The sequence below is a fragment of the Zhongshania aliphaticivorans genome (assembly GCF_001586255.1).
In the GTDB taxonomy this organism is placed as follows: domain Bacteria; phylum Pseudomonadota; class Gammaproteobacteria; order Pseudomonadales; family Spongiibacteraceae; genus Spongiibacter; species Spongiibacter aliphaticivorans.
This window is the reverse complement of the sequence record NZ_CP014544.1, coordinates 3,950,251-3,972,943: the sequence shown is the minus strand read 5'-3', so window position 1 is coordinate 3,972,943 and position 22,693 is coordinate 3,950,251. Positions and strand designations below refer to the sequence as shown.

Sequence of the window (22,693 nt, the reverse complement as noted above, 5' to 3'; positions counted from 1 at the left end):
CTGTTGTTTATTAATGATCATTGTAACAACTAGCAACAGCTTAAAACGGTCTTAAAAAATTATTCAATATTCTGAATCTGCTCCCGCATCTGTTCAATCAACACCTTTAACTCCACTGCTGCTTGAGTGCTTTCAGAAACAACGGCCTTAGATGACAAGGTATTGGCCTCCCGGTTGAGTTCCTGCATGAAAAAGTCGAGGCGTCTGCCGCTGGCGCCGCCTTTTTTAAGGACTCGGCGTACCTCGGTTATGTGGGTGTCGAGGCGGTCGAGTTCTTCGTCTACGTCGGCTTTTTGGGCGATGAGGGCGATTTCTGCCTCTAGACGCTCGGGGTTGAGTTCCACTTGGAGTTCGGCAAGGCGCTGTTGTAGTTTTTCGCGTTGAGCGATGACGATGCCGGGCATTTTGCTGCGGATGTCGGCGACGATGGCGCTGATGCTGTCGAGGCGCTGAGTGATGAGGTCCGCTAGTGCTTGGCCTTCACGTTGGCGGTTGGCGAGGTGTTCTGCGAGGGCCTGTTGAAAGCCTTCGAGTAATTGGCTGCTAATGGCGTCGCCGTCGACACTTTGAGGTTCGAGTACGCCGGGCCAGCGCAATAACTCAAAAACATTGATGGGCGCGGCGTGGGCGATATCTGATTTCAGCTTATTGGCTGCGTCGAGAATTTGGCTGGCGAGCACATTGTTGAGTTGCAGCGCTTGCTGCTGGTTGTGCAGTTGAACCTTGAGCGCGCATTCAACTTTGCCGCGCTGCAGGCCTTTGCGCAGGGCGTCGCGGAGGCTGGGTTCTAAATTGCGCCAGCTCTCAGGCAGTTTGAAAGACAGCTCCAGGTAGCGATGGTTGACCGAGCGAAGTTCCCAAGTGGCACTGCCCCAAGGATAGTCAGATTGCTGGTGGGCAAAGGCGGTCATGCTGCTGGTAGTCAATGTCTTCCCCTTGGTGTTGATTAGAAACACCATTCTAAACTTTTTAGCCGGTTTCTTCAGCAGTGATTTGATTTGGCGGCGGGAGTTTGTCTGGGAGAAGTTTGGGGTGGGGATGGCTTGGCAGGTATAATCTGCGCCACTCTTTTGAATGCCTATGGAATTAAATGATGACACGACCCAGCGAGCGCGCCAGCGATGAAAAACGTCAGGTAACCATTACCCGCAATTACACCTGCCATGCCGAGGGTTCGGTATTGATTGAAATGGGTAATACCAAGGTGATTTGTACTGCGTCGGTACAGAACAGCGTACCTGGATTTTTGCGTGGCAGCGGTCAAGGCTGGGTAACGGCGGAATACGGCATGTTGCCGCGTTCTACCGGTAGCCGTATGGATCGGGAGGCGGCACGGGGCAAGCAGAGTGGCCGCACCCAAGAGATTCAGCGCTTGATAGGCCGCTCGCTACGCGCGTCTATCGACTTGACTATGCTCGGTGAGAATACCATTTACTTGGATTGCGACGTGATTCAGGCCGACGGCGGCACGCGCACCGCGTCTATCACCGGCGCCTACGTTGCCTTGGCGGATGCAGTGGCCAGTTTGCAGAAGAAGGGTTTAATAAAAGGTAATCCGCTTCAGCAGCAAGTTGCCGCGATTTCGGTCGGCGTATACCAAGGCGTGCCGGTGCTGGATTTGGATTACGCCGAGGACTCCAACGCCGAAACCGATATGAATGTGGTGATGGATGATAAGGGCGGCGTGATTGAAGTGCAGGGTACGGCAGAGGGCGCAACCTTTAGTCGCGCTGAAATGAATGCAATGATGGATTTAGCTGAGAAAGGTATTGCTGAATTGATCGAGGCTCAGCGCGCGGCGCTGGCCTAATTGTTTACCAGAAAGCCCTTAAAAGGGGCTTTCTGGTAACTCAAAGTCGTAATCCATAATCACCGGTGCGTGTTTGCCAAATTGCTGTACTTTGTAAATGGCACCGTATTCAACTCGCGGCGTCATGTGCTCTGAGGTGATTTGGTAGTCTACCCGCCAGCCGTTAGTGCCGGGCTCACCGTCTGGCCACCAGCTAAACTCGTCGGGATCGTTATTAATTAGACGAAATGCATCGGAGTACTGTTGTTCCCGAAACAGACGATCCATCCACTGCTGCTCTTCGGCCAAGCTGCCGGGCTTGCCGTGGTTACCGCGAATGTCCTGAATATCGATACCGCGATGGGCAATATTCCAGTTGCCGCAAATAATAAAGTCACGGCGTTTGTTGCGCACTTTGGTTAGATGGTTGCCAAACTGCTCAAAAAATTGGTTTTTACGAATTAGGCCTGCGCTATCGCCTTCTTCGGCGGTGGGGGCAAGCAAGCTGCCAATACTGATGTTGTCAAAGTCGGCCTGAATGTAGAGGCCGTCCATATCAAAATCTAAAAATCCCAGCCCTGTCATGATGGCTTTGGGCAGTTTGCGGCAGTAAATGGCGACGCCGTTGTGTTTACCGTCGGCGGCATCAAAGAAATAGGGGTTGTAGTCGCGGGGAAAATACACGTCGTCGCGAAGTTTGTACTCGGCAATGCCTAGGTTCTGAATGCAGATGATGTCGGCATCCTGCTTGGTAACCCAGTCGAAGAAGCCTCTTTTTGCAGCATCTACGATGCTGTCAGCGCAAAAGCTGATAATTCTCATGTCTTTCCTATCGTGTCGATAACGAGGCCGTGGTGGCCAAGCTTGAGCGTTGAGGTAAATCGTTATAGCGAGTTAAGACGCCAAACCTCAATACAAAAGTGGCGTTCAGCAATAGCGTGGCTGAATTTTCGATATAAACAAGGTGTTAGACTACAATGAAACCCTATTGACAACAATCACAGTAAAGAATATCTGTTAAAAAAACACTGGATTGATAGCCGAGGTTCAGTATTTTTACGGACTTTTGTCTGCATTTCGTGTCGTAGGTGAGGTTTTCACCGTAGCTGGGTAAAATGGGCGGCTACATATTTGAAATATTAGTCATTGGACGTATTAATGAGCATTAAACCCTATCAACAACGATTTATTCAGCAGGCCATTGCCAGCCAAGCACTTTGTTTTGGCGAATACACTCTAAAGTCGGGCCGTGTTAGCCCTTATTTTTTTAATGCCGGTCGCTTCAGCAGCGGTGGGGCATTGGCAGCACTGGGTCGCTGTTACGCCGATGCTATTGTGGCGTCGGGTATTCAGTTTGATGTGTTGTTTGGTCCGGCCTACAAAGGTATTCCACTGGCGGCGGCAACAGCTTGTGCACTGGCAGAACACCACCAGCTAGATGTACCGTACGCGTATAACCGCAAAGAAAAGAAAGACCACGGCGAAGGCGGCAGCCTTGTTGGCGCCGCGCTTGTTGGGCGCGTTTTAATCATTGACGATGTGATTACAGCCGGCACCGCAATCCGTGAAGCTATTGCAATGATCGCTGCCGAGGGTGCCGAGGTAGCCGGTGTTGCGATTGGTCTCGATCGCCAAGAGCGTGGCCAGGGTGAGCGCTCGGCGATTCAGGAGCTGGAGCAAGATGCCAATTTGGCGGTGGTGAGCATCGTAGGATTGAACGATATTGTGGCTTATTTGACGCAATCGGCAGAAGACGATGATCTGGTAGCACGTATCAATGCGTATCGAGAACGCTACGGCGTTGTTATATAAATAGCGTATTAAGTGACTTTGTAACGCGACGGGAGATGGGATTACAGTGATTATGGCTCGTGCTTTACTGCTATTAGCGCTGTGCTGGATTGAGCTGTCAACGGTTCAAGCCCAGAGTATTTACTATCGCTATCCCGGTCCAGATGGCACGGTGGTGATTGACGACAGCGTGCCGCCGGACGCCGTGCCCCGTGGTTACGATATTATTCGTCTCGATGGCAGCGTGGTCAAAACCGTTGCTCCCCAGTTGAGTGAAGCTGAGCGTAAAGCCCGAGAATTAGAACTTGGTATTGAAGAGGCGCGAGCTGCCGCTGATGCTAAAACCCGCAAATGGGATGAGTCGCTGCTGCTGCGTTATAGCAATGTTCAAGACATTGATGTTGCTAAAAAGCGTGCGCTTAACGATATAAAAGTGCGAATTTCTATTTTAAAAAGCAATCTCTCCGTTATTAAGCAGCAGGTCTACAGCAATCAAGCTGAGGCCGCAGAACTGGAGCGTCGCGGTTTAGCGGTGCCCTCTGAGCTTACGAATACCTTGGCATCGCTGCGCCGCGAACTTACCACTACCGAGCAACATATCCGCTCCCGTCAAGAAGAGCTTGAGCAGGTCGCCAATAATTACGAGCGGGATAAAAGCCGCTTTGCAGACCTGCAGGAGCAGGTTGACGTAAGGCGGCACTATTACTCAAATCCGAAAAAATAAGGCGTTTTCTTGGGGTTTGCTGTTTAGCGGAAAATCGTTTCACTGAGCAACTGCCACTGCTCTTCCCAGTTTTCGGTAGGGAGGCGTTTAAAATCACTGCGTACAAATTGGCCAATGCGGCCCTCGGCGGCAGCAATAAGGATATTGGCGGTGCTGTTGGCAGTGATTTGGGTGCGCAGCCCTTCACGAATTTCGGCTTCGCGTAAAATTTGTTTAAGCTGAGTCTCTAGGCGGTCGTAAAACTGCACCACTCGGCTGCGCAGGCGTTCATTTTCCCCCGCCAAGGCATCGCCATTGAAAATACGGGTGATACCGGGGTTGCGCTCAGTAAACGTCAGTAGCAGCTGCAGTACTTTGGCAATTTGGCCTCGAGCTTGTGACTCTTCGCCAAGAATTAAGCTGACGCGACTGAATATTGCGTCTTCTACAAATTCAATTAAGCCCTCAAACATCTTGGCTTTACTCGGAAAATGCCGGTAGAGGGCGGCCTCAGACACCCCTACTTCTGCCGCTAATTTAGCGGTAGTAATACGGGTGCCCGGCTGAGATTCGAGCATTTTGGCAAGTGCTTGAAGAATTTCTTCGCGTCGTGAAGGACGTTTATTCATAGGGTGTAAATGACCTTATCGAGCGCTGAGTTTAATCTAATTCGCTTTGAGTATTGGTGATCAGGGTGCCAACGCCGGTGTCGGTAAAGATCTCGAGAAGCACAGCATGGGGTACGCGGCCGTCAATAATGTGGGCGCTTACTACGCCTGCATTCACTGCAGAAAGTGCGCAGCCTATTTTGGGCAGCATGCCACCGTAGATAGTGCCGTCGGCAATTAAGGCGTCGACCTGTTCGGTGCTCAGGCCAGTTAATACCTTGCCTGATTTGTCCAGCAAGCCTTCGATATTGGTGAGCAGCATCAGCTTTTCAGCCTTAAGGACTTCTGCAACTTTGCCCGCCACTAAATCGGCGTTGATATTGTAAGACGCGCCGTCAGCACCGACGCCAATAGGCGCAATTACCGGAATAAAGTCGCTGTTGACCAACATGTCTAAGACTTCGGTGTTGATCTTTTCAACTTCGCCAACATGGCCGATATCAATGATTTCGGTTTTGGCCAAGTCTGGGGTGCGCTGCGTCACTTTGAGCTTTTTGGCGCGAATCAACTGACCGTCTTTGCCGGTTAGGCCAATGGCTTTGCCGCCATTGCGGTTGAGTAGCGACACAATTTCCTTGTTCACTGAGCCGCCCAGGACCATCTCAACCACGTCCATCGTGGCGGTGTCAGTGACCCGCATACCGTCAACGAAGTGCGACTCAATGGCGAGGCGCTTTAGCAGATCGCCAATCTGTGGGCCGCCGCCGTGCACGACGATGGGGTTCATGCCAACCAGCTTCATTAGCACGATGTCGCGGGCAAACTGTTCTTTTAGCTTGTCATCGACCATGGCATTGCCACCAAATTTGACCACAATGGTTTTATTGGTGAAGCGCTGAATATAGGGAAGTGCTTCGGTCAGTACGCGGGCAACATCCCCGGCGGCGGTGCGACTCATCGACATGCTGAAATCTCTTGTGGTCGGTGGCGAAAAAACGCCTATTAAAGACTATCTGCCAGCTTGGGATCAATCCTTGCTAGCAAATCCTTGAAATCATTCTGAATTCGACCCAGCGCAGCCTCGCTATCGGCCTCAAAACGTAGGGTAATCGCCGGTCCGGTGTTAGACGCCCGTATCAGTCCCCAGCCGTGACGGAAGTCAACGCGCAGCCCGTCTATCTCAGAGAGGGTGGCTTCGGCAAAATCCTGATTCTCAGCAAAGGTTTCGACAATCGCAAACTTGCGGTCTTCGTCTACCGGAATGATGATTTCCGGACTGCTGAGCAGGGCGCGGTGGTTGCTCAGTGCATCGTCCATGCTACGTCCGGACAGGGTTAGTATTTCGAGTAGCCGAGCGGCGGTATACATACCGTCGTCGAAGCCATACCAGCGCTCTTTGAAAAAGATATGGCCCGAAAACTCTCCGCCCAACAGCGCGCCGGTCTCAGCCATTTTACGCTTCATATACGAGTGACCGCATTTCCACATGGTGGGGCGACCGCCGTGCTCAATGATTAACTCGGGCAGTAGTCGTGAACATTTGATGTCGAACAAAATTTCGGCACCGGGGTTGCGCACCACCATGTCTTGGGCCAAGACCATGAGCAGTTGGTCGGCCTTGGGGCATTTCCCTTTTGATGTTACTACGGCAACGCGATCACCATCGCCATCAAAGGCAATGCCAATGTCGGCGTGATTGTCTGCGACGGCGGTGCGCAGCGCGGCGAGGTTTTCAAAGATGGTGGGATCGGGTGCATGGTTGGGGAAGTTGCCGTCGGTCTCACAAAATAGCGGAATGACTTCGCAGCCTAATTCTTCAAATAGTGCGGGTGCCACGTGGGCGGTGGCGCCGTTACCGGCATCAATAACAATTTTGAGGGTTTGCGCAATCACGACGTCGCCGCAGATCCGGTCGATATAGCGTTGTTCAATGCTGTCGTTGGTTAAGCTGCCCTGGCCCTGCTCAAAGTCTTGATCTTCTATGCGTTTGCGCAGGCTTTGGATGTCTTGCCCACTTAAACTTTGGAATTCCAGACTAATCTTCATGCCATTGTAATGGCCGGGGTTATGGCTGCCGGTGATCATAATCGCGTTGCCAATATTAAAATACTGGCAGGCGTAGTGGAGCATCGGCGTGGCGAGAAGACCGAGATCGATCACGTCTACGCCGCTACCGAGTACGCCTTTTACTAAGGCCTCGTGGATGCGTGGGCTGCTGAGACGGCCGTCACGCCCGAGCAGTAGCTTGCTTTGACCGCGGCTGAGTGCTTCGCTGGCGACCGCGCGGCCTATGGCTTCGCAGGTCTCATTGTTTAATTCGGTGTCGGCCACGCCGCGAATATCGTAGGCGCGAAAGCAGTTAATGGCTAAGGGGCCGGGGCGTTTGCGGGCGCCTTGCTGCAATTCCGGCAGCGGCGGCGCGCTGTCTGGGGCCGGAAAATTATCGCGACGGTTGGGCGTGCGACTGCGATTGGCGGCCAATTTTTTCGCTAGGGCTTGTTCTAAGTCGAGGATGTCCGTTTCCGCTTTGTCGACAACCGCCTTTTTCGGTGGTGAACTCGCTGGGCGTGCAATGCCGAAGCCACGAACAAAGAAGATGGCGTGGCTGGCGACGATTGCGGCGACGCAAAACATGCACAGTAACCACAGTAAGGTGCCATCAGAGCGCAAATTCTGCACCGTTTGGGGTTGTGGGTAAACTTGCAAGGTCCAGCCTGGTACCGATAAGACGCGGCTTTGCATCGCTTCAGCGTAATCGGTGTTTGCGGGGCGAATAACGGTGTCGCGGCGGGTTTTATAGGTTTGAATCAGCTCATTGGTAACGGCATTGCCAGCCAGGCTTTTGAGCATGTGTTCAAAATACTGGGCGCTGAAAGTGATAATGAGGGCGCCATGCTTGTCGACTTTTGTGACGAAGGAAATAAACCAGTCATTTTTGTGGCTGTAAGCCTCAATGACAATACCGTCTTCGCCGAGACTTTTGCGCAACATATCAATTTCGATATTATTGCGCAGCCTTGCGGTTTCGCTGCGCTCATCTGCGATACCCTGGGGACCAATAAAAATAACCTTGGTGTCTACTGCTTCTGGAAAAGCGCGCTGTAAGCTTTGTTCAAATGCGTTTCGCGCAGAGAGATCACTGGATTGAAGGAGTTTACTCAATTCAGGGTTGTCGGCTTGTTGCTTGAGTCTGGTGCTGAGCTGGGCAATGGCTTCACGAATAATGACGCGCTGGTGGTCGGCGCTGTTCGCGGTGACGGTATTTATGCGCTGACTCAGGGCGCGGGGTTCCTCAATATTCTGAATCCAATAAAAAGCGGCCACAATACCGCAGATACAAAGGACTGCTGAAATGGCAATGTCACGTTGGAGTACGGAAAAGCGCGAAGCTTTTTTAAGTTTTTCTGGGATCGTTGTGGATGCTTTTTTACTCATCGCAGCTTTAGTGTCGTCCTGATAGATTTAATACTTATAATGGAAGGCCCTGAGCATGCTGTCTAGCTTTGTGAACTATGAAATTGTTGCGCGATCAGCGCGATCAATTGCACCGCCAATTGATTTTTGCCCATTTGAGCAATGCTTTGCTCCCCGTCGGGGCTTAATACGGTTACCGCATTGTCGCTGGCATTGAAGCCAATGCTGGTGTTGGCAACGTCGTTGGCCACGATCATATCAAGGTTTTTACGCTGCAGTTTTCCCCGAGCGTAACGCAATAAGTCTTGGGTCTCCGCGGCAAAGCCGACCGTAAATGGACGCTGGGCATGATTTGCTACGGCGGCGACTATGTCTGGGTTGCGGGCCAAGTCGATATGCATACTGTCATTGTCTTTCTTTATTTTCTGGTCCGCGCAATTGACGGGCCGGTAATCCGCTACGGCGGCGCAGGCAATAAATACCTGGCACTGTCCCATCATTGCCATGGCTGCGTTATGCATATCGCTCGCGCTGACCACATCAATACGATGAACGCGGTCTGGGCAGGATAAGTTGGTGGGGCCACTTATGAGGCTTACGCGGGCGCCCGCGTCGGCTGCGGCGCTGGCCAGTGCGTAGCCCATCTTGCCGGAGCTGTGGTTGCTTATATAGCGCACAGGGTCAATTGCTTCGCGGGTAGGACCTGCGGTAATCGTAAGATGGACGCCGTCCAACAGGCGGCTATTAAAGAGCCCTGCGCAGCGTTCAGCTAGATCCTCTGCTTCTAACATGCGACCGGGGCCGATATCACCGCAGGCCTGCTCGCCAGCGGCGGGACCAAAAAGGTGGATGTTTCGCGCTTGCAGTGTGACGACATTGGCTTGGGTGGCGGGGTCGCGCCACATGCCCTGATTCATTGCTGGCGCAAGCGCGATGATCGCAGGCGTGGCCAAGCATAGGGTGGTGAGTAAGTCGTCGCCGCGACCCGTGGCCAATCTCGCCATAAAGTCGGCACTTGCCGGAGCGATCAAAATCACGTCTGCCCAGCGCGCTAACTCAATATGGCCCATACCGGCTTCTGCGGCGGGATCGAGTAAGGTGGTGTGCACTGGATTACCCGACAGCGCCTGTAGGGTGAGAGGGGTAATAAACTCCATGGCGGCGGCAGTCATCACCACGCGCACGTCGGCGCCGTGGTCTTTGAGGCGACGGATGAGCTCGGCGCTTTTATAGGCCGCTATGCCACCCGTAACGCCTAATAGAATATGTCGGTTGCTCAGTTGTTTCATTTTGCCATTCGTCATCGCTGAGTTTGGCGGTATTATGAAGCTTATCGGCGCTGGCGACTACCAGTGCCATGAATCGTATGTTCACCAAGGAGGGTGATATGGCGATCACGGATTGGCCGGTAGATGAGCGGCCGCGAGAAAAACTGTTACAGCGTGGCGCAGCGGCCTTGGCTGACGCCGAGTTGCTGGCCATATTTTTGCGCACTGGGGTTAAGGGTAAGTCCGCTGTCGATTTGGCCAGAGAGCTATTGGCTGAGCACGGCGGTTTGTGTGCGCTGATGGCCGCCAGTCAAGAGCGCTTTTGCCGTTCCCACGGGCTTGGTGATGCCAAGTATGTACAGTTGCAGGCCGTAGTAGAGATGTCGCGCCGGTATTTGGCAGAGGATTTACGCCAGCGGCCGGTTTTTGCGAGTGCCGCGAGTACCCGCCAGTTTCTGTTGGCTCAGCTGCGTCAGGAGGTAAGAGAGGTCTTTGCCGTGCTGTATTTAGACAACCAGCATGGTCTCCTCGTATACGAGCCCCTGTTTTACGGGACAATTGACGGCGCGGCGGTGTACCCGCGAGAAATTGCCCGCCGGGCATTGGAGTTGCACGCCGCCGCCTTGATTGTGGCCCACAACCACCCGTCGGGGGTGGCCGAACCCAGCGACGCCGATGTGCGGATCACCAAAAGAATTCGCGAGGCCTTGGCATTGCTGGATATCCGCTTGTTGGACCACTGTGTGGTGGCCGGCCCAGAGGTGATTTCGCTGGCAGAGCGAGGCTTGCTCTGAGTAAAATTTTGCAGTAAAACTTGCTTGCCTACGCCCCTTCTGGTATAAAGTCGCGCTCCATTTGGGCCGTGTCCGGGATTCACATCATCTTAGGACTCCCGAGTATAGGTAAACGCGCGGCGGCCCGGTTTGAACCTGATTTTATAAACCTTTTGCACCGCGCATGCGGATAAAGGTTGAAGAGGCGACTATCATGTCTAGAGTATGTCAAGTTACTGGCAAGCGTCCGGTAACCGGAAACAATGTATCACACGCAAAAAACCGCACTCGTCGTCGTTTTTTGCCGAACCTGCACAGCCACCGTTTTTGGGTTGAAGCAGAGAAGCGTTTTGTTACTTTGCGCGTTTCTAGCAAAGGCATGCGTATTATTGACAAAAAGGGTATTGAGGTCGTTTTAGCTGACCTTAGCGCCCGTGGCGAAAAATTCTAAGGAGTCTGCTCATGGCTAAGAAAGGCGCAAGCGACAAAATCCGTCTGGTTTCCAGCGCGGGTACTGGTCACTTCTACACGACCACTAAGAACAAGCGTAATACTCCGGATAAATTTGAGTTCTCAAAATACGATCCAGTAGTACGTAAGCACGTGATGTACAAAGAAGCTAAAATCAAGTAACTGCTATATAAGCAGTTTTGGTTTAAAGCATTCATAAAAAAACCGCGCTAGGCGCGGTTTTTTTATTGCTGGCAGATTGTTGTCAGCTACGTGCAGATTAGTTGACAACCTGAAGATTGTCTTCAACATCTGTTACATGGTCAAAACCTTTGGCAATCTCGATGGCGAGATCGTGAGCGGTTTCATTTTTGACGGTACCAGTCAGCATCACTTTGCCATTTTTGGTGTCGACATCAATAGCGGTGGCCTCAATGTCGTCATTGGCAGCATACTTAATATTAATGCCCGCTGTTGTGCTTAGGTCGTGCCAGGTACGGCTAAAATTTTGACCTGTTTGCGCCACTTTGCTTTTGTGGTTTGGATTTACCTCGAGCTTGTTGTCTACTGAGTTCACGCCGTCAACATTCTCGGCAATTTGCCCGGCCAAATCTTTTTCTATCTCGCTTGTTACTGTGCCTGTCAGCAAGACTTTAGACTTGTTAACTTTGGTGTCTATTTCAAAGTTGTTAAGCTCGCTGTTTAGCATTAGCGCAGTTTCTATTTTTCCATCCAACCACGCATCATTTGTTTTACCCTGCCAGTCGTTGGCGAGCACTGGAGTAATACTGATAGTAGAAAGAACAATGGCGCCTGCTAATGTCTTTTTAATAGTCATATTTTTCTCCTTAAAATCCGACAATAAAAATTCAATTAATACTGAATTAAAGCTAATTCAGTATTTAAGAGACTTTCTTTTTTAATTCGTTAAATTTCTTTTCGGCCTCGTCTTTAGCGATGCCGTAGCGCTCTTGAATAACGCCAATAAAGTGATCGTTATTGGCTTGCGCTTGCTCTATTTCGTCATCAGTTAAATCGGCCCACTTCTCTTTTATCTGAGCTTTTAACTGTTTCCATTTACCTTCTGCAATATCCTGATTCATAACGTACTCCTCGTGATGGTTAAAATATTTCATTTAATAAATTGAAATATGATTAAAGACGGGGTGGTCTACCCCGTAGTGCTTGCATAAGCATTGAGATAACAAACAAAATTACGAAAACAAAAAATAATATTTTTGCAATGCCAGTTGCCGCGCCAGCTATGCCGCCAAAACCTAACGCGGCAGAGATGAGAGCAACGATAAAAAAAATCAGTGACCATCCCAGCATAATGACTCCGTGTATATTTCAATATTGTTAATAAAAATATTGCTGTGTGCAGTAATTCAGACTCTCATTTTTGGCTTAGTTCAAAATTAATTTTTTAAAGAGCGCATAAAAAACTTTCTCAATTTATCGCTGTCAACAAAATTACTGCGATTAATCATAGGAGGATGAACATGAACAATTCGACTGCATCTAATACGTCAACAGCAAATAGCCGTCATGAAAGAACAGATGGCGCAGCAGAGCGCGTCCATGAGGCTGTTGATCGCGCAGCGACAATTGCGGGAATGAGCGAGGAGCGTTTGATGGTGCTCGCAGATGAATTGCGTGGCCATGCCGATAAGTTAGCAAAATCGGCGCGCAGCCGGTCTAAAGAGGCCACTGCTGCGGTCGGTGATTACACTAGAGAAAATCCAATTAAAAGCATCGGTTTAGCTTTTTTAATGGGCACTATTCTGGCGTATATATTCCGTAAATAGTGTGGGGATAGGTGCAATGAGGGATGAATCGAAGGCGCCGAGCGCTGCAGACCAGTATGCTAGTAGTGAAGCAGCAAAAGATAATACTGGATCTGGTGGCGATAACCTCGCGCAGTTAACAGCGGCGTGTGGTGAATACCTAGATTCATCTCTGGCCTTAGCGCAGTTGCACGGCCAGCGCTGCCTTTTATCGCTATTCAAAATGCTGATGCTGTGGATTGCGACACTCGTACTTCTCGTTGCGACATGGCTTAGCGTCCTTCTTGCTGTCTTTGAGTTTGCGGCGCAAATGGGCGCTCCGCCAGCGCTTGTTATGTTGTTGCTTGCATTGAGTAATTTGGTGTTGGCATGGTGCTGCTGGCGCAGCCTGTGTAGCCGTCTGCAAGGCTTGTTCGGGAGGCCCCAAAAAAATGCTCTGGCCGGCGGGGAAAGTGAGGTGGATTATGAGCGCTGAAACTCGTTTAGCGCAGGCCATTGGCCGAGAGCGCGCCCGGCGGGCGCTTTATAAGCAGCAACTCCGCGGCCAATACCACGGGTACCGCCATCACCTTTCGGCTCAACTGGCAAAACCGGAGAACCTGGCAGCAGCTTTTGGCGTTGGCCTAGGCATGGGCTTATACGCGGATTTGAGCCATGGCGGCCGAAGTCGGCACTTACTTACCGAGTTGCTAGATCGACAGCTGTATCGCGCTTTGAGGGCGATTATTCGTTGAGGTGATCAGTTTTGTTAAAGCTGAGTAATTGCTTGGTGCGCAGGCAAATTTCGGTAAAGGCGGTGTTGTGCTTACCGTACTTGGGCCAGAGCGTGGTATTACCATCGAGATAATGGGCGAGGGCAATACTAATGGTGACGCCGTGGGCCACGATAATGACGTTGTCATTGGGGTGTTTTGCGGCAATTTCATCGACTGCGGCAACAATTCGCTGTTTGACTATATTCTGTGACTCGCCATTAGGTGCGGTGAAATCGGGATTGTGGATAATTTGCTCTAAAACATCGCCTTCGGTGACGAGGTCAGCAAAACGTTTTCCCTCCCAGTCGCCAAGATCGAACTCCATCAGGCGTGGGTCGTGTATTACCGTCAAATTAAAAGCCGAGGCTATTGCCTCGGCGGTGATGCGTGCCCGCTGCAGTGGGCTGGTGTAAATAACATCGGCGCGTAAGTACTGGGGGAAGTAGGCGCCTAAGCGGCGAGTTTGTTCGTAGCCTTCTGCGGTTAGCTCGGTGTCGGTTTGGCCATGCCAGACTTTATCAATATTTGCGAAGGTTTGGCCGTGGCGAACAAAGCACAATCGGCCAGTAGTATCGGCAGTCATTTTTAACACCTATATTGTATTAAATGCTGAGGCCAGCAGTTTACCAGCAACTGTGGCGAATAGAGGCGTAAAATTGCCAGAATATGGCTGTTTGAAAGATTTGAGCTAGTGAGGTTTTGGGCGCCATCGTTGTGCGGCGCCCAAAGGACTTGCGGTTAATATTGAAGATTACTGTTGTGGTGTAACCGGGTTTTTACTCACGTCTTGTAAGGGGAGGCGGTCAAACAATGCTATTTCCTCGGCAGTGACCGTTAGCTTTAAGCGGCCGGTGTCGCTTAGCTCTAAGGTCGGGCTACCGCCAAGGTCGGAAAGCCCCGCGTCGCCATTGGTGTCCAGGGTTTGGCTTACGGTTAACACTTTGGTATTTGCGTCAACAGCCCATGTACCGCGCTCTAGGCCACGTTCACCGCCGCTTCCGTCTTTTACGTGGGTCATAAAGTATTTGCCGTTGCTAAAGAAGTTAACAACGATAGGGCCGTCTGACTCTGGTTCGTCTAGCAACCAGCTACCAGCGATACCAGTGCCGACGGGAATCAAGCTAAGGTTTAAGCTATCGTTGGCTTCGCCGCCAATATTGGTAAGCGCAATCGTGGTGTCGCTATTCAGGCCGATGTCGGCGGTTATGCCCGCACCCTGCTCATAAAAGCCGCAGTCGCCCTGGGGGCCGGTGGTGTCAACAAAAACGGTTTCGGTGCTGAATTTGCCGGTTTCTGCATTGATTTTATAGGAGCCCCATTCCAGCCCATCTAGACAATTGGGGTCGTTATGATCGATACCCAGTACGTAATGGCCATTACTAAAAAAGGTGATTATTGCACCTTGATCGTTAACCCCACCGGCGTCAACGATGTTCCAGCTACTCGCAATTTTTTTACGAATTGCGCCGCCGGTGTGCTCCGCTGCGGCGTCTGGGCTAACAATCGTTTTGTTGGTATCGCTCGCTAATTGGCTTAGGGACGGGTCATTAACAAAGTCATTGGGCAATACGCCAAAATTGATGGTGGTATTCGCTGCCGCAGTGGCGGTCGCCGCCGAGATCGTTATGCCGTTGTCGGGGTTGCCGTCTTCATCAAAGCTTTGCAGCAAAATGGCAATATTGAGAGCAATGTCGGCAGCACTAATACCACTGGGTAGCGATGTGATGCTGGCGGCAATCGTTCGAGGTGTGACAATCGCTTGGCCTGCGGCGGTGCCCACGGTAATACCGCCAAAGCTAAAGCTAAGCGTGTCATTGTCGCGGTAGCTAAATTCACCCGCAGAATTTGTTGTGCCGCTGAGCCCTGAGGGCGAGGCAGAGTAGCTTAAACCGCCCACTTCGGCATCGAGAAAAACACCAGACTTGGGAGCGGGGTTGCTGCTATTACTTTTGTTGTCGCTACCACAGCCAGTGACCAGCAGACTTACCGCTGCAGGGACAATAAGGTGGGAAATAAGTGATTTAATCGCCATGAACCATCTCCTTGTTTTATTTATTTTCAGCCAGACAACGGCTTAATTTACTTGCTGTGATAAAGACAGAGCAAGTACACACCCAGTGACAGCCACGGCACGTTGAGGGTAGGTAGCGCAATGGTGAGGGCTCTGCCAGAAAATAGTGTGCGTTAAGGCAAATCACGTTAGGCAATATCTGCTTAGCCTATTACGGTATAGCTGGCTTTAATGTGCAAGGCAAGACACGCCAAATAAAATTTACAGTCGCAGTTGCATGCCTACCTTAAGTTCTATGGCCTTTGCTTCTTCCCAGTCCAGAGCGTCGGTACGCAGACTTACATTAAAATGTTTAGCGGCTAGCGCTAAGCCCCAGGCTTCGCTGCGGAAGTCGTAATTGAGCTGCCATTGCTTGTTTTGCCAGTGTCTCTGGTAGCCCAGTCGAGGAAAAACATGGCGATCATAGGCAAATAATTCGCTCGTTAGCGTGTGCTTGCTATCGAATTGATAGCGGCCAATTACTGAGTAACGGGAAGCTAATCGTTGGGTTTGATCGCGATAGCGCTCTACGCCGCTGACGGTAGGTTTGGCATCGATTGTGCCGTTTTGGTCAAAGGAGATATTGTCGGTATTGGCGATGGCTGTGGTATAGGTAAGGTCGCGATACTGGATAAATGACAGTATATCGCGGCCACTAAAATCAATATTCAACTGCTTGTTCACTTGCCAGTGAAGGTCAACATCAAGGGATGTGCCGTGACCGTCACTGTCTTCTTCGGGGCGGTCGAGTAAGGTGTCGCGGCTATAGCCGTAATTGAGATAGAGCTGGGCTTGGTAGCCGTCATTAAGGGTGTTTAATTGGCCTTTTAAATAGCCATCGGTGGTGTGAGTCGCGCGCAAGTAGTTCAGTCGTGTTTTCAAGGATAGCTGAGGGCTGATGTTATAAAAATGCGCGGCGCTTAAACCCCAGGCGCGAAGGTGATTGGGGCGCAAATAAACGTTGTAATGGGTGTTTTGCGGCAGGGGCAAATCGTTGCGTTGTAAATAGGCCAGCTGCCCAGTGTCTTTGTTAAATTTTAAATAATAGTCGTAGCGATAAAAATAACTGAATTCAAAATCATTTTTGCGTACGCCGATTTCAAACTGATTGTGCGTAAAAGCAAATTTTCCAGATTTCAGTGGTGCGCCATCAAGATCGTGAATCATCTGTTCTATCGGTGCTGCTTGGCTGTAGCTGAGGCTGTCGATGTAAGAATAGTATTCAGTGTCTGGTGTGGCGGCAAAACTCGTTATTGAAAAGATACTAAAGAAAATAGCGATGACGGCGAGCATAATAAAATTCCGAAATCTGTATAAATGAAAAAGGGAGGCAAAAGCCTCCCTTATAGTACAACGGTGTCGCTTACATTACCGTCTCGAAGCTGCCATCGACATAGCGAATAACAACTGCGCCGCTGTCGTCGCTGATAGTGGCAAAAGCGGTGCCGCCGTGTTTGATATCACCAGAAAGGCTGGTTTCCTCATCGACTTCGGTCTCGGTTAGCGTCATGGTCACGCCGTTGTGGTTACTAAGGGTTGCCGTATTGCCGCCCTCGTAGTTCAAGTTAAGCTGCTTGCCGCCGTAGTTCAGTTTTAATGAACCCTGACCGGTTTCTAGTCCGGTACGACTGGCGTTAAACTCGACTTTGACGTCGTCATCGACACCGCTGATGTCCAAGTTGAAGACAATGCTCAGGCTGACCATTGCGTAATCGGTCTCGGTTTCATTGAGATCGCATTCATAGCTATAATCGCCGCCGTTTTCAAAACTGTAGCTCGACGCCTGAGTACAGGTTTCACTATAGTTATCGATATTGGCCGCAAGGCTTGCGTTAATGGCATTCCCGTCGTCATCACTAAATTCACCAGACAAGCTTATTTCGAAACCATCAAAGGTAACGGTTTCAGTGTATTGCTCTTGGTTAGAATTAGCCTGCCAGTCAGTGAAACTGTAGCTATTGCTGTAGCTGCCGACTTCAGTGCCAGTTAGCTCGCCGAGTTTAAGCGCCATATTGCCGGTGAAGCCGACGTTATTGTCACTATTAAGCTGTGCAAGGGTGATGTTTAGCTTGGCGTCGATATTGGTGACGATAAACTCATCGTCCCAAGTGTCGCTGTAGCCACCGCCGGTTTCTGATTGAGTCTCGGTCTCGGTCCATTGGCTATCATAGCTTAAGGCGCCGCTAAAGCTACCTGCGTTTATCGTGAGGGAAACGGCGGTGCTGGCTGCAGAGCCTGATACCGTTAATGCCGCTGTTGCGGTGCCTGTTTCTGAAACGGTTCTGGTTCCATCAACTGTATTGTCTACCGGCTCTTCTTCATTGATGACTGAGCTGTCGGCGGCACTTAATTCAAGGGCGACCTCGGTTTCGGCCACGGTGACGTTATCGTCTACAGAAAGCGTTATCGTACCAGCCGCTTCTGAGATAGCGACAGTAATGCCATTCACGTCTATCGAGCTGGGTTTGTCTTCATCTGGCGCATCTTGATACAGCTCGTAAGCGCCGACAATCGCGTGAAGACCTAGACCTAGGGCTTCGGCAACGATATCACTGTCAGCCGAAACCGTTTCACTGGCCAGATCAATTTGGGTGGCGAAGGCCTCTTGATTGGTCGACATCACTCCAGCGCCGGCTAAATCACGAACCTGCTTTACAAAAGCCTTACTGGCAACGAGTCCGTCGCTGCCAGCGTCCGCAGGAACCTCACCCGGCGTTGGGCTGGTGTTAGTACTTTCCTGAGCGGTCGATTCGGCGGTGGTTAGGCTTGTTTTCGAGCTGCTGACACCTTCACTGTTTTCATCGACACCTTCCACCGTTTTCACTGTTTCAAGCAAGGCAAGTGCTTCTTGGAGTAATTCCTGAATGCTTACCGCGTCGGTATTTGCCTCTTCTCTATCGGCAATACCGCCATTGCTAAACTGTGTTACAAAGTTTGCTACGGCATCTTCTAAGCTTGGGGCAGTACTGGCTTTAAGCGCAGCAGAAACAGCAGCGGCAGATTTTAAGTTGTATTCTAGGGCAGCTTGATTCGCTCCGTTGACGGCGTCGGCACTAGTGATGTCGACAATAGGTTGGTCAATCAGGCCGCCAGTGATACCCAGCCGGCTGGCGACTTGCGCATTAGAGCCCGCTGCAGCAGCAGATGGATTTGCACCAGCCGCCACTTTTTGTAAGGTGAGCTTAGATGCAATATCGGTAAGAGGTGTGATGTTAACTGCGACGCTGCTGCCGCTGGCTTGGGGCAGTGTTGCTGACATCGCAAAACCTGATGCCAAGATATAGTCGTCGCCAAAGTTTTTCTCGCCACATTTGGCAAGGTCGCAGCGCATTAAGGTGCCGTCTACTGCAGTGATTTCCACGTAAATAGCGGTGCCAGGCACGTAGTTGCCATTCAGCGTAAGGCTATAACTGCCGTCTTCTGCCGTAGTAGTCGGTTCGGCTAAGCTAATGTCTTTGTCGACCATACCGGTGTCGGTGATTGGGTAAGCATTGACGTTGCCGCCAATGATGATGCCTTTTGAGCTCGCGCCCGCAACCGTTGTCGGTGCTGCTGAGCTGCCTTTATTATCGCTACCACAGGCGACTAAGGCCGCGCTGATAGCTAAAGGAAGGACGAGTTTGTGGAACTTGGGAATTTGACGCATATAACATCTCCTTGTTTCCCTATATCGGCAGTAGTGCTGCGCAGTTAACCTCCATAATAAACAGAGGGTTCCTGCCAGTTGCTCGCACTCCAATGTGCTAGCAGCAATCCGATTAGGTATTTATAGTATTTTATGTGTTGCGGTGTAGTCAGGTAGAACAGCAATGAGAAATCCAAAGAAAACACATTTTTATTCACGCGATACGACACGTTAACGCCATTACGTTTTAGCGTTTAATGTGACGCATATCAAGTTTTTTGAGTAATTAGTTCGCGGTAGGTCTATTGGCAATAGCGTTTAATCATTGCTTGCAACACATCAACTGTCGGTTGAATTTGATCCAGTGCCATATACTCGTCGGGCTGGTGGGCCTGATCAATTGAACCTGGCCCCATCACAATAGTTTGTAGACCAAGCTGCTGAAAAAACGGGGCTTCTGTGGCGAAGCCAACGGTGCCAGCGGGCTGTCCGGTAAGATGTTCTACCAGCGTGACTATGTCGGAATTTTCCGGCTCTTCATAAGCGGCTAAGCCCGGCATTAAAGCGCGTAAGCCGATATTAATTGCGCGGCGTTCGGCCACTGGGGTGAGTACCTTCTGAATTAGCTCGTCTAGCTCACCATTGTCCATGCCGGGAGTGGTGCGAATATCAAAATGCAGCTCGCACTGACCGCAGATGCGGTTGGGGTTGTCGCCGCCGTGAATGCAACCAAAGTTCAAGGTCGGGGTTGGCACGCTAAAGCCCGGGTGTTGGTATTTTAGCGCCAGTTCTTGGCGCAATTGCATAAGGCCGCTCATCACCTCGTGCATGGCGTCCATGGCGTTATTGCCAAGTAAGGGGTTAGATGAGTGCCCCGAGCGGCCGGTAATGGTGATGCCCTTCATCACAATGCCTTTATGGGCACGCATCGGCTTTAGGCCGGTGGGTTCGCCCACCACCGCATAACGGGCGCCAGATACATCGGCGTGCACCAGCGAGCGAGCGCCGTCCATACTGCTTTCTTCGTCGGCGGTGGCAAGAATAATCAGCGGTGCGCTCAGGGGTTTTTCTAAGAAGGGCTTTAATGCCTCTATTGCGATAGCAAAGAAGCCTTTCATATCGGTGCTGCCTAGCCCATATAAACGACCATCGCGCTCGGTGAGCGCAAAGGGGTCGCTGTGCCATAGGGTATCGTCACAGGGCACGGTGTCGGTGTGGCCGGCCAGCACTAAGCCGCCACTGCCGCTGCCGAGGGTGGCAACTAGGTTGGCTTTATTGGGGCTTCCGGCAATGGGTAATATGCGAATGGCGAAGCCCAGCGGCTCTAGCCAGTTGGCCAGTTGCTCAATTACTTTGATATTGCCCATATCGCGACTGGGCAGAGTAGAACTAACCGAGGGGAGTTTGACCAGCTCTGTCAGCATAGACAGAACGTTTTTTGTGTTCATAGAGTTCGCCATATGTCGCTGTCGCCGCATGGCGATGGAGACGATATTGTAGCGAGTCGGGCAAACAATAGCAGCGGTTTACGCAGATATTGTTTGCCCTGAAGGCCGGTTTTTCTAGAGGAAAATAGCCTTGAAGATGAAGAAAAACACGATGGCTAAACCGGCGCCAGCAGGCAGGGTGATGATCCACGACATGAAAATGTTGCGGATAACACTCAGGTTTAGCGCGGCAATGCCCCGTGCTAAGCCCACCCCTAGTACAGCGCCCACAAGGGTGTGTGTAGTGGAGATGGGTAAGCCGGTCGCCGAGGCGACAACCACCGTCGACGCCGCGCCTAACTCGGCCGCAAAGCCGCGGCTGGGGGTCAGTTCAGTGATTTTTGTACCGATGGTCGCAATAACTTTGAAGCCGTAGGTGGCCAAACCAAACACGATACCGCCAGCACCGACCAGCAAAATCCAGCTGGGTAAGGCCGACTTAGCGCCGATCTCGCCGCCGGATTGAATCACGCTGACTACTGCGGCAACCGGGCCAATGGCATTGGCTACATCGTTAGAACCGTGGGCAAAGGCCATGGCGCAGGCGGTAAATACCATCAGTACCGCAAACATGCGCTCGACATTGGCAAAGCGAAAGCGGCCATCGCCAGACGGTACATCTTTAATACGACGTAAAAACATCTGCCCAATACCGGCGACAATAATACCCACTATGGTGGAATAGCCGAGACACTCCTGAAAGTTTAAGCCTAAACCGATGTGTTTAAGGCCTTTGGTCATGGTGACCATGGCAATCATAAAGCCGACGAGGAAGAGGTAGTAGGGGATGTATTTCTTGGCGGCTTCGAAGGGGTTTTGAGTATTTAGAATCAGGCGCTGAGCGCTGAGGAATATACCAAAAGAGATGGTCCCGGCCATAACCGGCGACACCACCCAGCTGGCGACGATCTGGCCAACTTTGCCCCACTCCACGGCATCACTGTCGATACCCACGGCGGCAAAACCGACCAGTGCACCAACAATGGAGTGCGTAGTGGAAACGGGCCAGCCCATCATGCTGGCAATAAATAACCACACACCGGCCGCCAATAATGATGATAGCATGCCGAAAACCAGTAGATCAGGGCTGTCGGCGACAAAGGCGGGGTCAATAATACCTTTGCGAATGGTTTCTGTTACTTCGCCGCCAGCCAGGTAGGCGCCGCAGAACTCAAAAACCATGGCGATGAGAATCGCTTGCTTAATGGTTAGCGCCTTAGCGCCCACCGAGGTACCCATGGCATTGGCAACATCATTGGCACCAACGCCCCAGGCCATAAAAAAGCCAAAAAGGCAGGCTAAGATAAGCAATAACTGCCCGTGTTCAGCAATAATTGACATGTGAATTCCTTATGTAAGCTTGTGCCGGCTTTTCAGCGAGCAATAACAATTTGCAGACGCGAGCCTACTTTTTGTGATTTATCAGACAATTCGCCAATCAGTGTAATGGTTTGGTACATAAACATTACGTCAACCGGAGGCAGGTCTTTTTCAATGACATAGAGCGCCCCGCGGATATCGATCTGTAATTTGTCGGCGGAGTGCTCTAGGCGATCTAGCTCTTCTATCATGGTTTCGACGAGGCTAACTTCGCGGCCTCTGAAACCGGTTTCGAGCAACTCATCCAGCTCTTCAATGGCTTTCATGGCCTGGGCTGAGGTGGCAATTGCTAATTCAACATACTCGCTCAGGGCTGTCGCTAGCGGCGCAGGAATCTGCATTTTTCGGCCTAACATAAGCCCGGCAATATCCTTGCTGCAGTTGGCGATGCGATCTTGCATACTGACCAGGTCGAGAAGATCGGCGCGGGGCACCGGAAGGAATAGATTGTTCGGGAGTTGCAGGCGTACCTGCTTTTTGAGTTTGTCGGCTTCGTTTTCAAGGTCGACGATAATTTGTTGGGCCTTTTCGGCTCGCTCCCAGTCGTCAGCTAGTACAGCATCGATAAAGGGTTTGAGTGCGGCGGCACAGGCTTGTGCCTGCTTCATGTGTTCCTGTATCGGTTCGAAAGGTGATTTTCCGAACAGACTGCCCAGTGAATTTAATGGCACGGTGCGACTCCTGCGTATCGTCAGTCGTATTAGTGGGCGGATTATACTGACCTAGGCCATGGGTAACCAGTTTTTAACACGACGCTGTTACAGGGGTGTAATTTGCTTGGGACTTGCCATAATGCAAGAGTGGCTCTGCGCA

The 22,693-nt window shown here is 51.2% G+C and carries 26 protein-coding genes; 10 read left to right on the top strand and 16 right to left on the bottom strand.

All coding sequences use genetic code 11. The features are described from left to right. Nucleotides 1–59: 59 nt before the first annotated feature. Nucleotides 60–911: a YicC/YloC family endoribonuclease gene (locus tag AZF00_RS17740; RefSeq protein ID WP_082793691.1), complete on the bottom strand. Its 852-nt coding sequence runs from the start codon at nt 909–911 to the stop codon at nt 60–62. Here AZF00_RS17740 and AZF00_RS19390 point away from each other — a divergent pair. Together AZF00_RS19390 and rph are read left to right on the top strand one after the other, a co-directional pair. After that, the gene (locus AZF00_RS19390) at nt 910–1,056 is read left to right on the top strand and encodes a hypothetical protein (RefSeq protein WP_156474877.1); all 147 of its coding nucleotides are present in this window, start codon (nt 910–912) and stop codon (nt 1,054–1,056) included. The genes AZF00_RS17740 and AZF00_RS19390 overlap by 2 nt on opposite strands. Nucleotides 1,057–1,093: 37 nt before the next feature. Beyond that, nucleotides 1,094–1,810 (top strand): ribonuclease PH, encoded by a 717-nt coding sequence (rph, locus tag AZF00_RS17735; protein ID WP_062384521.1) that lies wholly within the window; start codon nt 1,094–1,096, stop codon nt 1,808–1,810. 18 nt (nt 1,811–1,828) lie between these two features. Here the strand turns inward: rph and AZF00_RS17730 are convergent, their stop codons facing one another. Then, on the bottom strand, nt 1,829–2,611 hold the full coding sequence (locus AZF00_RS17730; protein WP_062384519.1) for an exodeoxyribonuclease III: 783 nt from the start codon (nt 2,609–2,611) through the stop codon (nt 1,829–1,831). Between the two features lie 336 nt (nt 2,612–2,947). On the opposite strand from AZF00_RS17730, the gene pyrE reads away from it, so the two are divergent. Then, entirely contained in the window at nt 2,948–3,601 is a 654-nt protein-coding gene (gene pyrE, locus AZF00_RS17725; RefSeq protein ID WP_156474876.1) for an orotate phosphoribosyltransferase, read from the top strand. A 52-nt stretch (nt 3,602–3,653) separates the two neighbouring features. Next, nucleotides 3,654–4,304, top strand: coding sequence for a hypothetical protein (locus tag AZF00_RS17720; RefSeq protein ID WP_062384516.1), 651 nt, complete (start codon nt 3,654–3,656; stop codon nt 4,302–4,304). Between the two features lie 23 nt (nt 4,305–4,327). On the opposite strand, the gene slmA is transcribed toward AZF00_RS17720, so the two are convergent. The 4 genes from slmA to coaBC all read right to left on the bottom strand — a co-directional run bounded on the left by slmA (nt 4,328) and on the right by coaBC (nt 9,594). Then, a complete protein-coding gene (gene slmA, locus AZF00_RS17715) occupies nt 4,328–4,912 on the bottom strand; it encodes a nucleoid occlusion factor SlmA (RefSeq protein WP_062384513.1) in 585 nt (194 codons plus the stop codon). A 31-nt stretch (nt 4,913–4,943) separates the two neighbouring features. Then, on the bottom strand, nt 4,944–5,855 hold the full coding sequence (gene argB, locus AZF00_RS17710) for an acetylglutamate kinase (RefSeq protein WP_062384509.1): 912 nt from the start codon (nt 5,853–5,855) through the stop codon (nt 4,944–4,946). A 38-nt stretch (nt 5,856–5,893) separates the two neighbouring features. Next, the gene (locus tag AZF00_RS17705; protein ID WP_062384506.1) at nt 5,894–8,326 is read right to left on the bottom strand and encodes a phosphomannomutase/phosphoglucomutase; all 2,433 of its coding nucleotides are present in this window, start codon (nt 8,324–8,326) and stop codon (nt 5,894–5,896) included. 62 nt (nt 8,327–8,388) lie between these two features. Then, nucleotides 8,389–9,594 carry a bifunctional phosphopantothenoylcysteine decarboxylase/phosphopantothenate--cysteine ligase CoaBC gene (gene coaBC / locus AZF00_RS17700; RefSeq protein ID WP_062384900.1) on the bottom strand — a complete coding sequence of 402 codons (1,206 nt, stop codon included), beginning with the start codon at nt 9,592–9,594 and terminating at the stop codon, nt 8,389–8,391. A gap of 98 nt (nt 9,595–9,692) precedes the next feature. Between coaBC and radC the strand changes: the two genes are divergently transcribed. From radC to rpmG, 3 genes are all read left to right on the top strand, one after another. Next, nucleotides 9,693–10,367 carry a RadC family protein gene (gene radC / locus AZF00_RS17695; RefSeq protein WP_008252731.1) on the top strand — a complete coding sequence of 225 codons (675 nt, stop codon included), beginning with the start codon at nt 9,693–9,695 and terminating at the stop codon, nt 10,365–10,367. Between the two features lie 193 nt (nt 10,368–10,560). Further along, complete coding sequence (gene rpmB, locus AZF00_RS17690; protein WP_008252730.1) at nt 10,561–10,797, top strand: 50S ribosomal protein L28; 237 nt, start codon at nt 10,561–10,563, stop codon at nt 10,795–10,797. Nucleotides 10,798–10,808: 11 nt separating this feature from the next. Beyond that, on the top strand, nt 10,809–10,979 hold the full coding sequence (rpmG, locus tag AZF00_RS17685) for a 50S ribosomal protein L33 (protein WP_008252729.1): 171 nt from the start codon (nt 10,809–10,811) through the stop codon (nt 10,977–10,979). Between the two features lie 97 nt (nt 10,980–11,076). On the opposite strand, the gene AZF00_RS17680 is transcribed toward rpmG, so the two are convergent. The 3 genes from AZF00_RS17680 to AZF00_RS19215 form a co-directional block, all read right to left on the bottom strand. Then, entirely contained in the window at nt 11,077–11,634 is a 558-nt protein-coding gene (locus AZF00_RS17680) for a BON domain-containing protein (protein WP_008252728.1), read from the bottom strand. 64 nt (nt 11,635–11,698) lie between these two features. Then, nucleotides 11,699–11,899 (bottom strand): CsbD family protein, encoded by a 201-nt coding sequence (locus AZF00_RS17675; RefSeq protein WP_008252727.1) that lies wholly within the window; start codon nt 11,897–11,899, stop codon nt 11,699–11,701. Nucleotides 11,900–11,951: 52 nt separating this feature from the next. Next, nucleotides 11,952–12,128: a DUF1328 domain-containing protein gene (locus AZF00_RS19215; RefSeq protein WP_008252726.1), complete on the bottom strand. Its 177-nt coding sequence runs from the start codon at nt 12,126–12,128 to the stop codon at nt 11,952–11,954. A 170-nt stretch (nt 12,129–12,298) separates the two neighbouring features. On the opposite strand from AZF00_RS19215, the gene AZF00_RS17670 reads away from it, so the two are divergent. From AZF00_RS17670 to AZF00_RS17660, 3 genes are read left to right on the top strand one after another with little or no spacing between them, the layout of a single operon-like run. Next, on the top strand, nt 12,299–12,604 hold the full coding sequence (locus AZF00_RS17670) for an ElaB/YgaM/YqjD family protein (protein ID WP_062384503.1): 306 nt from the start codon (nt 12,299–12,301) through the stop codon (nt 12,602–12,604). A gap of 16 nt (nt 12,605–12,620) precedes the next feature. Then, entirely contained in the window at nt 12,621–13,058 is a 438-nt protein-coding gene (locus AZF00_RS17665) for a hypothetical protein (protein WP_062384498.1), read from the top strand. Then, nucleotides 13,048–13,317 (top strand): hypothetical protein, encoded by a 270-nt coding sequence (locus AZF00_RS17660; protein ID WP_008252723.1) that lies wholly within the window; start codon nt 13,048–13,050, stop codon nt 13,315–13,317. The genes AZF00_RS17665 and AZF00_RS17660 overlap by 11 nt, the downstream gene beginning before the upstream one ends. Here AZF00_RS17660 and AZF00_RS17655 read toward each other — a convergent pair. From AZF00_RS17655 to AZF00_RS17625, 7 genes are all read right to left on the bottom strand, one after another. Next, on the bottom strand, nt 13,307–13,921 hold the full coding sequence (locus tag AZF00_RS17655; protein ID WP_062384495.1) for a histidine phosphatase family protein: 615 nt from the start codon (nt 13,919–13,921) through the stop codon (nt 13,307–13,309). The two genes, AZF00_RS17660 and AZF00_RS17655, sit on opposite strands and share 11 nt — an antisense overlap. Before the next feature lie 168 nt (nt 13,922–14,089). Further along, the gene (locus AZF00_RS17650; protein WP_008252721.1) at nt 14,090–15,370 is read right to left on the bottom strand and encodes an IMP dehydrogenase/GMP reductase; all 1,281 of its coding nucleotides are present in this window, start codon (nt 15,368–15,370) and stop codon (nt 14,090–14,092) included. Between the two features lie 240 nt (nt 15,371–15,610). After that, complete coding sequence (locus AZF00_RS17645; RefSeq protein WP_062384492.1) at nt 15,611–16,681, bottom strand: hypothetical protein; 1,071 nt, start codon at nt 16,679–16,681, stop codon at nt 15,611–15,613. 70 nt (nt 16,682–16,751) lie between these two features. After that, the gene (locus AZF00_RS17640) at nt 16,752–19,034 is read right to left on the bottom strand and encodes a hypothetical protein (protein WP_062384489.1); all 2,283 of its coding nucleotides are present in this window, start codon (nt 19,032–19,034) and stop codon (nt 16,752–16,754) included. Nucleotides 19,035–19,315: 281 nt separating this feature from the next. Beyond that, a complete protein-coding gene (gene argE, locus AZF00_RS17635) occupies nt 19,316–20,461 on the bottom strand; it encodes an acetylornithine deacetylase (protein ID WP_008252718.1) in 1,146 nt (381 codons plus the stop codon). A gap of 114 nt (nt 20,462–20,575) precedes the next feature. Next, the gene (locus AZF00_RS17630; protein ID WP_008252717.1) at nt 20,576–21,841 is read right to left on the bottom strand and encodes an inorganic phosphate transporter; all 1,266 of its coding nucleotides are present in this window, start codon (nt 21,839–21,841) and stop codon (nt 20,576–20,578) included. 32 nt (nt 21,842–21,873) lie between these two features. Further along, a complete protein-coding gene (locus AZF00_RS17625) occupies nt 21,874–22,488 on the bottom strand; it encodes a TIGR00153 family protein (protein WP_008252716.1) in 615 nt (204 codons plus the stop codon). Nucleotides 22,489–22,693 lie beyond the last annotated feature (205 nt).

Coding starts and splice junctions, on each gene's coding strand:
- AZF00_RS19390 (WP_156474877.1), top strand. CDS start 910: ATGCTGCTGGTAGTCAATGTCTTCCCCTTGGTGTTGATTAGAAACACC.
- AZF00_RS17740 (WP_082793691.1), bottom strand. CDS start 911: ATGACCGCCTTTGCCCACCAGCAATCTGACTATCCTTGGGGCAGTGCC.
- rph (WP_062384521.1), top strand. CDS start 1,094: ATGACACGACCCAGCGAGCGCGCCAGCGATGAAAAACGTCAGGTAACC.
- AZF00_RS17730 (WP_062384519.1), bottom strand. CDS start 2,611: ATGAGAATTATCAGCTTTTGCGCTGACAGCATCGTAGATGCTGCAAAA.
- pyrE (WP_156474876.1), top strand. CDS start 2,948: ATGAGCATTAAACCCTATCAACAACGATTTATTCAGCAGGCCATTGCC.
- AZF00_RS17720 (WP_062384516.1), top strand. CDS start 3,654: ATGGCTCGTGCTTTACTGCTATTAGCGCTGTGCTGGATTGAGCTGTCA.
- slmA (WP_062384513.1), bottom strand. CDS start 4,912: ATGAATAAACGTCCTTCACGACGCGAAGAAATTCTTCAAGCACTTGCC.
- argB (WP_062384509.1), bottom strand. CDS start 5,855: ATGTCGATGAGTCGCACCGCCGCCGGGGATGTTGCCCGCGTACTGACC.
- AZF00_RS17705 (WP_062384506.1), bottom strand. CDS start 8,326: ATGAGTAAAAAAGCATCCACAACGATCCCAGAAAAACTTAAAAAAGCT.
- coaBC (WP_062384900.1), bottom strand. CDS start 9,594: ATGAAACAACTGAGCAACCGACATATTCTATTAGGCGTTACGGGTGGC.
- radC (WP_008252731.1), top strand. CDS start 9,693: ATGGCGATCACGGATTGGCCGGTAGATGAGCGGCCGCGAGAAAAACTG.
- rpmB (WP_008252730.1), top strand. CDS start 10,561: ATGTCTAGAGTATGTCAAGTTACTGGCAAGCGTCCGGTAACCGGAAAC.
- rpmG (WP_008252729.1), top strand. CDS start 10,809: ATGGCTAAGAAAGGCGCAAGCGACAAAATCCGTCTGGTTTCCAGCGCG.
- AZF00_RS17680 (WP_008252728.1), bottom strand. CDS start 11,634: ATGACTATTAAAAAGACATTAGCAGGCGCCATTGTTCTTTCTACTATC.
- AZF00_RS17675 (WP_008252727.1), bottom strand. CDS start 11,899: ATGAATCAGGATATTGCAGAAGGTAAATGGAAACAGTTAAAAGCTCAG.
- AZF00_RS19215 (WP_008252726.1), bottom strand. CDS start 12,128: ATGCTGGGATGGTCACTGATTTTTTTTATCGTTGCTCTCATCTCTGCC.
- AZF00_RS17670 (WP_062384503.1), top strand. CDS start 12,299: ATGAACAATTCGACTGCATCTAATACGTCAACAGCAAATAGCCGTCAT.
- AZF00_RS17665 (WP_062384498.1), top strand. CDS start 12,621: ATGAGGGATGAATCGAAGGCGCCGAGCGCTGCAGACCAGTATGCTAGT.
- AZF00_RS17660 (WP_008252723.1), top strand. CDS start 13,048: ATGAGCGCTGAAACTCGTTTAGCGCAGGCCATTGGCCGAGAGCGCGCC.
- AZF00_RS17655 (WP_062384495.1), bottom strand. CDS start 13,921: ATGACTGCCGATACTACTGGCCGATTGTGCTTTGTTCGCCACGGCCAA.
- AZF00_RS17650 (WP_008252721.1), bottom strand. CDS start 15,370: ATGGCGATTAAATCACTTATTTCCCACCTTATTGTCCCTGCAGCGGTA.
- AZF00_RS17645 (WP_062384492.1), bottom strand. CDS start 16,681: ATGCTCGCCGTCATCGCTATTTTCTTTAGTATCTTTTCAATAACGAGT.
- AZF00_RS17640 (WP_062384489.1), bottom strand. CDS start 19,034: ATGCGTCAAATTCCCAAGTTCCACAAACTCGTCCTTCCTTTAGCTATC.
- argE (WP_008252718.1), bottom strand. CDS start 20,461: ATGAACACAAAAAACGTTCTGTCTATGCTGACAGAGCTGGTCAAACTC.
- AZF00_RS17630 (WP_008252717.1), bottom strand. CDS start 21,841: ATGTCAATTATTGCTGAACACGGGCAGTTATTGCTTATCTTAGCCTGC.
- AZF00_RS17625 (WP_008252716.1), bottom strand. CDS start 22,488: ATGAAGCAGGCACAAGCCTGTGCCGCCGCACTCAAACCCTTTATCGAT.